Source organism: Niabella aurantiaca DSM 17617, assembly GCF_000374125.1.
In the GTDB taxonomy this organism is placed as follows: domain Bacteria; phylum Bacteroidota; class Bacteroidia; order Chitinophagales; family Chitinophagaceae; genus Niabella; species Niabella aurantiaca.
The window spans coordinates 656,588-670,242 of the sequence record NZ_KB893625.1; the positions used below are offsets into that span (position 1 = coordinate 656,588).

The 13,655-nt window shown below is 43.5% G+C and carries 11 protein-coding genes and 1 tRNA gene; 10 read left to right on the forward strand and 2 right to left on the reverse strand.

Going from position 1 to position 13,655, the window contains the following annotated elements:
* Nucleotides 1–4: 4 nt before the first annotated feature.
* From B160_RS0102720 to B160_RS0102765, 10 genes are all read left to right on the forward strand, one after another.
* Nucleotides 5–2,596: a hypothetical protein gene (locus B160_RS0102720; protein WP_169539982.1), complete on the forward strand. Its 2,592-nt coding sequence runs from the start codon at nucleotides 5–7 to the stop codon at nucleotides 2,594–2,596.
* A 26-nt stretch (nucleotides 2,597–2,622) separates the two neighbouring features.
* Complete coding sequence (locus B160_RS0102725) at nucleotides 2,623–3,396, forward strand: SDR family NAD(P)-dependent oxidoreductase (RefSeq protein ID WP_018626325.1); 774 nt, start codon at nucleotides 2,623–2,625, stop codon at nucleotides 3,394–3,396.
* A gap of 9 nt (nucleotides 3,397–3,405) precedes the next feature.
* The gene (locus B160_RS0102730) at nucleotides 3,406–4,536 is read left to right on the forward strand and encodes a mandelate racemase/muconate lactonizing enzyme family protein (RefSeq protein ID WP_018626326.1); all 1,131 of its coding nucleotides are present in this window, start codon (nucleotides 3,406–3,408) and stop codon (nucleotides 4,534–4,536) included.
* 56 nt (nucleotides 4,537–4,592) lie between these two features.
* Nucleotides 4,593–5,426 carry a RidA family protein gene (locus B160_RS30990; RefSeq protein WP_211218034.1) on the forward strand — a complete coding sequence of 278 codons (834 nt, stop codon included), beginning with the start codon at nucleotides 4,593–4,595 and terminating at the stop codon, nucleotides 5,424–5,426.
* Nucleotides 5,423–6,193: a creatininase family protein gene (locus B160_RS0102740; protein ID WP_018626328.1), complete on the forward strand. Its 771-nt coding sequence runs from the start codon at nucleotides 5,423–5,425 to the stop codon at nucleotides 6,191–6,193. Before B160_RS30990 ends, B160_RS0102740 begins: the two co-directional genes overlap by 4 nt.
* Before the next feature lie 45 nt (nucleotides 6,194–6,238).
* A complete protein-coding gene (locus tag B160_RS0102745) occupies nucleotides 6,239–7,537 on the forward strand; it encodes a sugar MFS transporter (RefSeq protein ID WP_018626329.1) in 1,299 nt (432 codons plus the stop codon).
* Nucleotides 7,538–7,564: 27 nt separating this feature from the next.
* Nucleotides 7,565–8,320, forward strand: coding sequence for an SDR family NAD(P)-dependent oxidoreductase (locus B160_RS0102750; RefSeq protein ID WP_018626330.1), 756 nt, complete (start codon nucleotides 7,565–7,567; stop codon nucleotides 8,318–8,320).
* A gap of 117 nt (nucleotides 8,321–8,437) precedes the next feature.
* Nucleotides 8,438–9,289: a fumarylacetoacetate hydrolase family protein gene (locus B160_RS0102755; RefSeq protein WP_026309478.1), complete on the forward strand. Its 852-nt coding sequence runs from the start codon at nucleotides 8,438–8,440 to the stop codon at nucleotides 9,287–9,289.
* 323 nt (nucleotides 9,290–9,612) lie between these two features.
* On the forward strand, nucleotides 9,613–11,628 hold the full coding sequence (locus tag B160_RS28270) for an FAD-dependent oxidoreductase (RefSeq protein ID WP_018626333.1): 2,016 nt from the start codon (nucleotides 9,613–9,615) through the stop codon (nucleotides 11,626–11,628).
* A gap of 35 nt (nucleotides 11,629–11,663) precedes the next feature.
* Nucleotides 11,664–12,788 carry a sialidase family protein gene (locus tag B160_RS0102765; RefSeq protein WP_211218035.1) on the forward strand — a complete coding sequence of 375 codons (1,125 nt, stop codon included), beginning with the start codon at nucleotides 11,664–11,666 and terminating at the stop codon, nucleotides 12,786–12,788.
* 369 nt (nucleotides 12,789–13,157) lie between these two features.
* On the opposite strand, the gene B160_RS0102770 is transcribed toward B160_RS0102765, so the two are convergent.
* Nucleotides 13,158–13,231 (reverse strand) — tRNA-Met (locus B160_RS0102770).
* A gap of 90 nt (nucleotides 13,232–13,321) precedes the next feature.
* On the reverse strand, nucleotides 13,322–13,651 hold the full coding sequence (ytxJ, locus tag B160_RS0102775) for a bacillithiol system redox-active protein YtxJ (RefSeq protein ID WP_018626335.1): 330 nt from the start codon (nucleotides 13,649–13,651) through the stop codon (nucleotides 13,322–13,324).
* Nucleotides 13,652–13,655: the final 4 nt, after the last annotated feature.

A 13,655-nucleotide genomic window follows, 5' to 3' on the forward strand; every position in this document is an offset into this window, starting at 1 on the left:
GCTTATGAATATTCAATTTTTTTTAAGTCTGCTGCAGAAGAGTAAATTCTCTTTTCTGTCGGGGCAAATAGTGTACTGCCGAAGGATGATGTATCTTTTTGGACCTTTCTTGTTGATGGCTGTTTCAACTGCTGTATTAGGACAAGATCCCACTCCCTCAATTACAATCGAACCACATCAGATTGTTGTTACGCATCATGCGCATAAGCTTGCAGTGTCAATTGACTGCCCGTTCTTTGATGTGGGTGGGCAAATTATTGGGGGGGATGCTCCAATAAAGAAATTTGGCGATATTCGAAAATCAATGAAAGAACCCTTTCGCATTGCATACCCCAATTTGAAACTGAAGGGGGGCGGGCAAATTCAGGCAGAACTTTTTATTCAATGGTCGCCGAAGGAAAAGCTGCTGCATAAGTGGGTTAGTTATAGTTTATCAGAAATCAAAGCGCCTGTTTTGATTAAAGAAATAGTTTTAGACAGACTAAACGCAAAGGGACTTTCACTCAATTTGCCTGCGGCGCCGGGACAAAGTTATCCGGTATTACTGACTGGTTATTTTGCAGGAATTGAATATCCTGTATCTTCTGTCCGAATGGAATCGGAACAGGTGGTGATCGCTCATCAGCCGGGCCTCAGATTGAAACCGGGGGTAAGGTATCAAAGCAGGAAGGCCGTTTACGGCGCTACGCCGCCGGGGCAGGAACGAGCAGCGTTTCTTTCATATATTTCTGCTTACCAGCTATCGGGAAGCCGTGAATTACACGTAAATTATAACTCCTGGTGGACTTCTCCGGTGCCGTATTCTGAAAAGAATATTCTTGAGTTGATGGAAACATTCAACCAGAAACTGTATTTAAATGGCCATGAATCGTTCAATACATTTTGTATTGATATGGGGTGGTCCGACCCTAAAAGCATCTGGGATATAGATACAAACATGTTCCCGAAAAAATTCAATGCCATTCAGCAGGCTGCAAAGAAAATGAATACAAATCTGGGCTTATGGATATCGCCTTCTACTTTTTACGCTCCTGAAAGTGTTGATACCAAATGGGCGGAGCGGGAGGGATATGAGACTTTTAACGTGAAGTCAACCAGCCATTTTTACCCTATAAGATGCTGTCTTGCCGGTAAGCGCTATGGAACTGCTTTCAGGAATAAGCTGGTGAATATGGTACAGCGGTATGAGATCAAGCAGGTAAAGCTGGATGGATATAATTTTGTTTGCCCTGAATCTGATCATGGTCATGAACCTGGTAATTTATCTATGGAAGCAATAGCTGCCTCATTGATTGAAACCTGCTTACAAATACACCAAGTTTCACCTGAGACCTGGATCGAAACTACCTGTATGGGTTATAATCCCAGTCCCTGGTGGCTTTTCTATGCCAGCTCCGTTATCGGCACTTTTGGAGGAGATTTCCCAGAGGGACGCATTCCCAGTCCTGTTTACCGGGAGAGCTATACTTCTGCTCGCGATTTTTTTAATCTTCAGGGTGCCGCTCATATTATGACACCGATCTCCTCGCAGGAGGTGTTGGGCGTTATTCATCAAACATCAGAGTCTTTCGCCAATGATGCCGTTACGACGATTATGCGGGGCCATATGTTTCTGCCTTTATATGTTAATCCGAAATTTATGAACGCTTCACGTTGGAAAATGATGGTGGATATGATTACTTGGGCCAGGAATAATACAGCGTTCATTAATAATACGATCCCGCTTTTTCCCAAAACCTGGCAAAACGGGGATATACCCAAGGGGGAAAAAGATCCTTCTCTTATGCCTCGTGAACCTTATGGCTATGCGCATTGCAATAAAAATGAAGGGTTAATTGAACTTAGAAACCCTTGGATCGAAAATAGCGGGTACACGTTGAAGATTGATAGCAGTATCGGACTTCCGAAACAGGGTAAGAATTTGAATATTGTAAGTATTTATCCTGAGGTAAGAGTGTATGCAAAAAAACTGCAGTATGGCGATACCATTACTATTCCGCTTGCCCCATACGAAACGCTGGTATTATCTGTGACTGACAAAGCGTTGCCGAATGAACTTCCCCGGGTGACCGAAGCGCTTCGTGGATTTGACGCGGTTAAGATTAATAAAATTGATAAGACCCTTATTAAGACGACGGGCATAAATCATGTTGCAGATTCGGCTTCACCGGCAACTTCAATGGTCAGGCTTAGCATGGAGGGGTCTGTTAATATAGTGTCCACTAAAGCCGATTTGCTGATACTCATGGAGGGTAATAACGATGCTTTCAAACCTGAAGGAACCGTTTATATTAATGGGAACAAAAGGCCCTTGGTAACAACCGAAAACAGCAGGGTGTTGCCCCGATGGGGGGTCGGTAAAAAATACTGGACTTTTCTGAAGGCTCCTCTGTATCACGGGGAGAATGTTATTTCGTTTAAAATTGATTTACCGCGCTCATCGCCACAAAGAGTTTCCGTATGGGGGGTGGCTCATAAATCGGGCGGCAACGAAAATAACAACTATCCGAATGCGCTTCCCCAACCTGAAAATGTCTCTTTGGCGTCCATTAACCTGATCGAATCATTTGATACGGAAGCTGTTAATATGCGTTGAATATTATTAATTCGAAACTAAAAGAGATGAATCTAAATGAGAAAAATATTTTGGTTACCGGCGGTGGTGGTTTTGGGGTGGGAGAAGGAGTTTGCAAAGCGCTTTTGTCCTGTGGTGCCCGGCTTATTGTTAACGAAAAAGATCCGGAAAAAACGGCCAGGGTTTCTGAAAAATTTCCCGGCGTGCTGACTATTGCTGCAGACATCGCTAAAACATCTGAAGTCGCCTCCATGTTCGAACGTATAGAAAAGGAAGTGGGTGTTCTTCATGGCCTGGTGAATAACGCAGGAATAGGGCTGAGTAAGCCTGCGCACGAAATTACAGAACAAGAATTTGATCAATTATATCAGATAGATATCAGAAGTGTATGGCTGATCTCTAAATTTTTTATCCAACAGCTTTTAAAGAATGATATTACGGGCAACATTGTAAATATTTCGTCAGTCCATGCCCATTCGACTATTCCGGGACATGCCATTTATGCCAGTGCCAAATCTGCAGTTGAAGGGCTTACCCGGGGTATGGCGGTTGACTTAGGTCAATACAACATTAGGGTAAACGCCGTGGCCCCCGGTTACGTGCATGCCGAACAGAATTACGATCTTTTAAGGTCGGTAACAGATAACCCGGAGCAATGGGTGGAGAATATTATTTTAAAGGAACAGGTAATCCATACCGAAATTCAGCCCGAAGATTGTGGCTATACCGTTGGTTTTCTTCTTTCAGATTTAAGCAGGGCCATTACCGGACAAACCTTGTATGTTGATAACGGGAGCACTATTCAACTATTTGCATCATAGTCTATTTATATGAGGGTACATAAAATTGTTGTTTATGAAGTAATCGTTCCCGCCAAACAGGGAACCATTGATAGCGGTGATGTTAGCAGGCCACTGCATAAATTACCTGTTGACGCTAAACAGGGATGGAGCGTCCAGTTCGACGAATTGTCCAAACTGATTATTGAGCTGCAGTTAGATTCAGGAATTACAGGTTGGGGTGAATGCTATCGAAATCATAACAAGGATGTTGTAGCCGGGATCATCCAGATGCTTATCGGGAAAGATATAACAAGCCTGGTCTTGCAAAATCTGCCTTTTGCTTTTTGTAGGGAATATGATGGATTTGAATGTGCGATTTGGGATGCGTATGCTAAGATGCACCAACTACGGGTGGTAGATCTTTTGGGAGGCGCACTCAGGAATAAAGTAAAAGTGGGCGCCTGGTCGAGTCATCGAACCCGGACCGATGTAGGGGTTGTAGCAGGAAAATTCCATAAAATGGGGTACGATTGTATTAAGTTTAAATGCGATCTTCAGGATGATGTTGTCTCCTGGTGCGAGATTATCGCAGCAGAGGCGCCTGGCATGCAAGTGATTCTTGATCCGAATGAGCGTTGGGAATATGGGTTTCAGGCGCGGCAACGGATGGAGGCATTAGAAAAAGTGGGCAATATATTATGCCTGGAAGACCCGATACCAAGATGGAAAATCCAAGAGTATGCGGAACTGAAGAACTTTGCATCCATACCGATAGTACTGCACGTGGCACTGCCTTATATGCTGCAAGGGCAAAGAATACAGGACGCGGTTCGCGCGATTCAACTGCAGGCCGTTGATGGCTTCAATTTCAATGCTGGGCTGGCTAATTTCCAACGAATGGATCATATTGCGGCGGCGGCAGAATTGCCCTGCTGGCATGGCTCAGAAATTGATCTTGGTATACTTGAGGCGATGTATGTACATAGTGCGGCTGCGGCTGGCTCCTGTGTGTGGCCAAGCGATATTTTTGGACGAATGATAAGAACGCACGACCTGTTACGAACACCATTGCGTTTTGAACCACCGTATGTCTATTTACCGGAAGGCATTGGTTTGGGCATAGAACCGGATACAGATGCCATCGCACGTTATCAAATAAGTAAAAAAGAGTATAACTGATTATAATGATAAATCCATTCACAGGAAAAGATACGGATCGGGCCGCCATATGGGAAATGCTGGTAGCCCGGGATATTGAAGCTTTTGTAAAAGAAGACTGGTCAATGATTGCGGAAGATTTCATTGAAGAGAACTTCATTGGTATTGATGGACAGAATAAAAGTGATCCGGATGGCTGGGTGCTTAGTTTCCCGAACCTGGAAGCCTATAAAACAGAATGGCTAAAACAGGCAAAGATTTTTAATGAAGTGAAATGGGCCGGTGATCCCAAAGCCATGTATTTACAGGTGACTATTTTAAACGATATAGAAATTAGAGAAGATAAGGCATTAGCACATAAAAAGTTTATCGGCTCATTTGTAAAAGCCAATGGTGAAAGAGAGGTTGCGAACTGGCAAACGGTATACTACTGCCGTTGTATAAATGGAACCTGGAAAATTACCGGATTTACCGGGTACCTTCCTCATTTTACTGGTTCTGTTGCAGAAAAAATGGAACGGCAAATTCAATTTACAACACAGGCGGTACAGCATAAGACTGCCGGGCCCTATTCACCCGTGTTGATTATTGATCCAGCCAGACTGGTGGTTATTTCCGGACAGGCAGCTATTGCTGTAGATGGAAATATTGTTGGCGATACGATCGAAACCCAGGCAAGAAAAACGCTTGATAATTGTAAAAAGCAACTGGCATTTGCGGGATGTAGTCTTGATGACGTTTTTAAAGTAAATGTTTACATGAAAGATCTTGCAGACTGGCCGGTATTCAACGAAGTGTACAAAAAGTATTTTAATAACCCATTGCCGGTGCGAACAGCTGTGCAAACAGGTTTACTTGAAAAGCTGCTGGTGGAGATAGAGCTGTGGGCAATAAAAAAAATAGTTTCATGATTTGGGATCAGCTTACTTCTGCACAAATAGGGGCTCTGGATAAGAATATTCCGGTACTATTACCATTAACCGCTACCGAACAGCACGGTGGACATCTGCCGCTGGCAACCGACCGATTGATCGGAGAACATTTCGCACATTGTTTGCATACTGAAATGAGTGGCACTGTTTTGATTCTTCCGGCAATTAATGTGGGCTGCTCTGACCACCATATGGATTTTCCCGGTACTTTAAGTTTAACGCATGGTACTTTTTTATTGGTAGTAAAAGAAATGATTGTTTCGGTACTGCGACATGGGTTTAATAAAATAATTCTCCTCAACAGCCATGGAGGCAATCAGGGAATTATGAACGTAGTTGCCGAACAACTTGGCTATGAAAACCCCGGGACGCATATTGTGACCGTTACATGGTGGGTGCTGGCGCAGGAAGCATTGAGAAAAATTACAGAGACAGGCCCGGGTGGGACAGGCCATGCCTGCGAATTTGAGACTTCCCTTATCCAGCTCATTGCAAACCATCTGGTAGATAATGCAAGCATACAAAAAGGCCAGAATATGCCTGCATTCACATGGGCCGAAGGCGATATGCTTCGAGGGCCGGCAGCATCCTATTACCGCACCTTTAAATCAAAAACTTCCAATGGTATTTACGGAAACCCACTTAAGGCGTCCGCCCAAAAAGGCCAACAAATTACAACTACCGTAGTTCATGCGCTCAAACAAATAGTCATTGATATTTATAGAATAAATGAGCAGAACCTGTAATGTATATGCGGTTAAGCGGTACTTCTATAGAAAATTTAAAATTTTATGTCTTACTTGATTTCTGCGGCGATGGACCCTGTAAAAAATAGCAGACATACCTGGCAGATTGCAACGATTGGTGGTTTCTTTTTTATTTTCGGATTTATAACCTGGGTTAATGGTACATTGATACCTTACCTTACCATAGCCTGTGAGTTGAAAGAATGGCAGGCGTACCTCGTGACCTTCGCCTTTTATATTTCTTATACTGCCCTGGCGATACCATCCAGCAGGGTTTTACAGCTTACTGGAATGATTAAGGGAATGCGTATTGGGCTGGTTGTTATGGCGGGCGGATGCCTTCTCTTTGTTCCTGCAGCTTATACCCGGTACTACCCCTTATTCCTAATTGCACTTTTTGTAGTGGGTGCAGGCCTTACAATATTACAAACAGCTGTAAATCCTTATATCACACTGATCGGGTCTATTGATAAAGCGGCTCAGCGAATGAGTATTATGGGCATTTGTAATAAATTTGCCGGTATCATAGCTCCACTTATATTCGGGGCCATTTTATTAAAAAATGCGGATAGTTTAATTGTTGAACTTCAATCAATGGATGCTGTTGAAAAAAAGCTGCGTTTGGATCGGCTTGCCAAAGCGGTCATTCTGCCGTATCTCATTTTGTCAGGGTCCTTATTAGTTACCGCTTTCCTTATTAAATATGCTCGCCTTCCAGAGATAAGACCTTCCCAGTTGATCGGCAATAGCATTATTAGCGAGACAAAGAAATCGTTCCTTTCTTATCGTTCAAATTTTGTTTTTGGTTTCATCGCTGTTTTTTGTACGATGGGACTAGAGGTTATCGCCGGCGATACTATTGCGAATTACGGATTATACCAGGGGCTCAGTTTAAATATTTCAAAAAACCTTACCGCCTTTACGCTGGCCAGTACATTACTTGGTTATCTTTTAGGCGTAATTTTAATACCGAAAATTGTATCTCAACAAAAAGCTTATTTGTATTCCTCCGTATTGGGGAGTGGCGTTGTTATCCTCGCTGTTGTAACATCTGGTAGAGCTTCCGTAGCATGTGTGACTTTACTTGGCCTTACAAACGCCTTGTTATGGCCTGCGATCTGGCCGCAGGCACTCAGGGGACTATCAAATAAAACTCTTAACAACGTATCTGCCATATTAATTATGGGCGTTGCAGGTGGGGCAGTGATGCCATTGATGTATACCTGGTTGTCGCATTATACCAATAACAGAGTCGCCTATCTGATTTTGCTACCCTGTTATCTCTTTAACCTCTATTATGGTACTCGTGGCGTAAGAGAAACATCTTTTAAACATAAAATTTGATTTTAGTTAATTCATAAATGTCTAAGAATGAGTAAAAGATTTAGTAATAAAATTGCAATTATAACAGGAGGCGCAAATGGAATAGGGAAAGCCGTGGCATACAGGTTGGGAAAAGAAGGTGCCAAGCTGGCCGTGTTCGATTTAGATAAAGTATTACTGCAAAAGACGATTGAGGAATTTAAAAAAGCAGGAATTACAGCAACGGGATATCTGGTAGATATCAGCTATGAGAACGAGGTACAAAAAGCCGTTTTAGCCGTTGAACAAGAATGGCACCGGATAGATATTCTTGTGAACTCGGCGGGCATCGTGGGGCCAACGAATACAAAAATCACTGCCTTTACTACAGCTGACTTTGATAAGATTTACCAAATTAATTTGAAAGGAACATTTCTTATTACAAAATATACATTAAAAGCAATGGAGAAGACGGGTGCCGGCCGTTTATTGTTGATTTCTTCAATGGCTGGTAAAGAAGGAAACCCCGGCATGATTGGCTATTCTGCAACAAAGGCTGGAGTAATAGGGCTAGTTAAAGGAGTGGCGAAGGAATTTGCTGATACAAATATTACGGTGAACGGGCTTACGCCGGCTGTCATTAAAACTGCGATGAATGAAAATACATCGGCCGAACAATTAGCTTACATGACTGCAAAAATACCTATGAAAAGACTGGGTACAGTAGAAGAAGTTGCCGCTATATCTTGCTTTATTGTTTCTGATGAAAATAGCTTTTCTACCGGCTTTATTTATGATATATCCGGAGGAAGGGCAACATATTAACCAAGAGTAAACGGAATGAGAAATACTATTTGACGCACAAATCACCTAGTATGAATTGGTATTTTTCCCTAAGGACTTAAAATACGTTTAGCATATTTATTAATTAAAAAAAAAATTGTGAAACTAATCAGATTTGGGGACCTGGACAATGAAAAACCAGGCATACTTAGCGAAGATGGAAAGCGAAAGGATTTATCCCGGCATTTTACAGACTGGGATAGAAGATTTTTTCAAAATCAGGGTATCCGCCATTTAACAAAATTATTGGCGAGTGGCGTTGTTTTTCCCGATGTTCCGGAGGAAACACGCTGGGCGTCCTGTGTGGCCCGACCCGGCAAAGTAATTTGTATTGGATTAAACTATTCCGATCACGCAGCTGAATCAGGGATGGATATTCCGACAGAGCCAATAGTATTTCAAAAGGGAGCGAATACCGTAGTTGGTCCTTTTGATCATATATTGATACCGCGAAAAAGCAAAAAGACAGATTGGGAAGTAGAATTAGGGATAGTGATTGGAAAGAATGCCAGCTACCTGAATAATCCGGAGGAAGCCGGTGAGTACATTGCGGGGTATAGCATATCACATGACGTATCGGAAAGGGCTTTTCAATTGGAGAGAGGCGGGCAATGGACCAAAGGAAAGTCCTGTGATAATTTTAATCCATTGGGTCCGTATCTTGCCACACCGGAAGAAATAAAGAATGTACATGACCTTAAGATGTCATTAATGGTAAACGGCCGACAAATGCAGCAGGGCAACACGGCAAATATGATTTTTAATTGTTATTTCCTCGTACATTATTTATCCCATTTTATGACATTGGAAGCAGGGGACCTTATTTCAACAGGCACACCCCCCGGAGTAGGAATGGGCATGAAGCCCCCTCAATATCTGAAAGAGGGGGATGTAGTAGAACTTCAAATTGAAGGCCTTGGTAGCCAAAAGCAAGTATGTTTGCAGGGATAAGATTTTCAAGTGTTATTGGCGTCAGTAATTTATTTATAAAAATTCAGCATAGCGGTTTAAATGGCCCGGGGGCTAGACGATTTTGGCGGCCGGTCTTACTATGTGGAAGCCATGCGATCACTCAAATAATATCTGGGACCTGAAAATATTTGTTTAGCACCGATTATTCTCTACGTAAACGATAGAAAGCTGGCGAGGCCTTAGTTAGGAAGGGATTTAGCAGGAAAGGAAGGGCAAAGCCCGGCGTATCACTATTTCGTGAACCAGACCATTCAAAACGGAGACCCAATTGAAGGGTCGCAAAGGGTACAAAATATCGCTAAATGAATAGACGGGAAACTATAAAAATGTTAGGTCTTGGCGTTTTGCCGGCCGCACTTAATATCGATAAAAGGGCGGGTGTATTACCGGATGCCAACCCCGACTCCGATAGGGAGTATCACCTGGCTGTTTTTGGAGGAACTCCCGGCGGAATAGCGCTCACTGTAAGAGCTGCCCGTGAAGGGTTAAAGGTAGTTTTGATTAATCACAATCAGCATCTTGGCGGGATGTTTGTTAATGGCTTGGGCACCATGGATACACTATATAATGGAGCTCGGGCGCCAATTTATGATGAATTGCGCTACATGACTCATGATTACTACAGGGAAAAATACGGTAAGCAATCTCCGCAATATAAGGCCTCACTTCCTGGCTTTCCAAAAACAAGATTCGAATCGAATGTAATGGAGAAACTTATAAATGACCTCCTGGAGAAAGAAAACCTGATTACTGTAATTAAAGACTATTACCCCGTAAAAGTGTACAGAGCGGGGAAACTAATAGATACTGTTATTTTCAGCAACAAGAACGAAGTTGATACGATTACGATAGAAGCCGATGTTTTTGCGGATTGTTCTTATGAGGGGGACCTGGCAGTTGTAGCAAATACGCCGATGCGTATAGGCCGTGAGTCAAAAGCTGAATTTAACGAAGCGCACGCCGGTGTTGTTTACATGACGAAAGACGCCTGGCCTCCTTCGTCTAAAGCGATGAATCATATGGATCTGGGGATGGCGCGGCGTATGAATTTGTTTGTTTATAACGTATGCTCAGACCTCATTAAGCCGGAAAGCACAGGTGCCAGTCATGAAGCGATTCAGGCGTTTAATATGAGGACTACGCTTACCGATGATTCTAGTAACAGAATCGCAATCAAAAAGCCAACCAACTATGAAGCTGATCATATAAAAGCGGCTTTTGGTATTACAAACGATGCGGGTTTAAGCCTGCCTAATCAGAAAACCAGCTGGAATTTACCGGAACTAATGGGCGAACAGAATAACTACGTGCTCGGAAACTGGAAAGTTCGGGATCGTATTACGAAAAAATTCCGCGATATGACGCTGGCCTATCTGTATTTTCTTCAGCATGACCCGTCTGTGCCCGAAGCAATCAGAAATAAAATGCTGAAATTTGGTCTAGCCGGGAACGAATATATGGACAACGGAAATATGCCATACGAAATATATGTTCGGGAAGCGTGGCGTCTAGAAGGCCGTGCTGTATTTACGGAGCATAATGCCTTGCTATCAAAAGGGATTAAAAGAGCACCCATACAAACAGACAGCATAAGTGTTACCGAATGGTTTATGGACGCTCACGCATGCCGTGGGCTTACCTTACCCGGAAGCAAACCAGAAGGAGAAATTATGCTGAAAAACAAGACATTCCCGGGACAGGTATCCTGCGACTGCATCTTTCCCAAAGATATTGATAATCTGATAGTACCGGTTTGCCTCTCTTCTTCTCATGTAGGTTGGGGTACGATCCGGCTGGAGCCAACTTGGATGAGCATTTGTGAGGCGGCGGGGCATATAGTAGTGATGGCGATCCAAAACAAGGTGGCGCCCGCACAAGTAAATAAGGATAAGCTTTTGCAGTTATTAGCCAGTAAGGCCCTTATGATCACTTTTTTTAATGATGTGGAAGGCAGGGAGTACGCGCCATGGTACCCGGCTGTTCAATATTTAGGAACAAAAGGTTTTTTTGGTTCTTATAATGCGAAACCGCATGACCTGCTAACTCGGGCATTGGCAAGCGCATGGCTGGATCATACTGCCAGGCTGGCTAAAAATCCGTTATTGGATCCTATGAAGTATGCAGCTGGAATCTTCTCCCGGGAAAACCTGAAAAGTGATGGCATTACCGGAGCTGATTTTTCGAAAATGCTAAGCGAAAGCAATGATAGATCACCCCGTAAAATTTTGGCAGTGATGCGGAGCCTGAAAATAAATCCTAAGACTATGATTACCCGGGGAGATGCGTGCAGGGTGATTTTTGAGGTGCTTAAGGCATAACGGATTGCAACGAAGCCACAATAACCGGTAACTTTATGAATTCAAATAAAATGGTGTTTATTTATAAATATTCAATTATTCTGTTGGGTTTATTAGAAACATTCAATATGTGTTGTTCGGCCCAATTGCCTTCGCTTTCAAAGCCTGGTGAAGGGGCATATATTAAAGCGGAACTTATTTATCCGCTGAACAACCGGCCAGCACCACAAGCGCATGCTTCTACTATCGTCGAAACGCACTCAGGTTTGGTGAGTGCTTTTTTCTCGGGCACGCGGGAGAAGGATCCTGATGTGGGAATCTGGGTGTCGCGTAAGATCAGCGGTAAGTGGAGTTGGCCCATAGAGGTCGCCAACGGCGTCATCAATGACACCGTCAGGTATCCTTGCTGGAATCCCGTATTGTTTCGTCCGAAACAGGCTCCGTTAATGCTTTTTTACAAAGTCGGGCCCAACCCGGAAGCGTGGTGGGGGATGCTGATGACTTCCGACGATGACGGAAGAACATGGTCGGTTCCTCGTAAGCTGGGCGACGACAAAAAGATTGGCCATTTAATTGGACCGGTAAAGAATAAACCTATACAATTTAAGGACGGCACAATGATCAACCCATCGAGCATTGAAAAGGTTACCCTTAACGGAGAGATCGACTGGAGAGTTTATTTTGAAATAAGTAAGGATACAGGTAAAACCTGGGAGGTTATCGGACCAGTCAATGACGGTGTTGAATTTGATGCCATTCAACCGAGCCTGCTAGCTTATCCCGGCGGAAACATTCAAGCTATTTGTAGAACGAGGCAGGACCTACTCGCTCAAAGTTGGTCCACTGATGGGGGTCGGACCTGGAGTAAAATGACAGCACTTGATCTTCCTAATCCAAATTCGGGAACTGATGCCGTAACACTTAAGGATGGGCGGCAGCTACTCGTATACAATCATAGTACCAGAAAGGGGCCGGAGCCGAAGGGTAGAAATCTTCTAAATCTGGCGATCTCTAGTGATGGTATCAACTGGAAGCCGGTTATGACTCTTGAGAATGAGCCCATTCAGGACGGGTACGCTTATCCGGCGATTATACAGTCTTCAGACGGGCTGGTGCATATTACCTATACGTACAATAGACGGGCTATTAAATATATATTAATAGACCCGGCAAAGCTATAAATGGAGGCACTCAAAAAATTGAAATAACATGCGACAAAAACAGGATAAATAGTGAGGGCAGGCGCATTTTTACGGGAACCGGAATTTCGTGATGTAGGAAAAAATATGGCTGGTTTCAAAAGCCGCCATTTACCTTCGGTGAGAATAGTTTGGGCAGAACGTTTTGATACCGGTTCGGTATAATCTCCTGACCCCATATTCCGGCAATAGTGCTTCGTAAATGTTGAGTTCTCAAGCTCTCTTTCGTGCGTGAAAGGCGGAGAACCACAAACAATACCCAACCTTTGCACCTAACCAATTGATTTTAATAGAAAAAGGGCTGATCCAAATAGACCAACCCTCTGTTATTTTGGGAGAAACTCCCAATCGTAGCGGGATCGGGAGTTGAACCCGAGACCTTTGGGTTATGAATCCAACGCTCTAACCACCTGAGCTACCCCGCCATACGGAATTTAAAATCAATTACCGGGCCGCAAAAATAGTTATTCTTGCTGTAATTCGGAAATCAATTGATGAGTTTTCTGAAAAATGTTTTAACCGGCTGCATCTAAAATATCTTCCATGTAAACGGCGCTGTGACTCTCATTATAAACACATTTTCCGTTTTTGATCAGTAACACCTGGGGCGACTCGTGGCGGATGCTATAATGTGCTGCGATCGCATTGGACACATTACGGCAGGCGATCAGGTCCAGGTAATAGAAGTCGATCTCCGCAGGCAAGGTCCCTTTATTCAGCCGGCTTTTGACAACGCTACTGATGGAACAACGGGTACTGTGCTTAAAGATCAGCTGGGGTCTGCTGACCGAGGCACGATCGATATCCGGTAATTGTTCTTCTTTTTCGAGGAGGATCCAGTCCATTTTA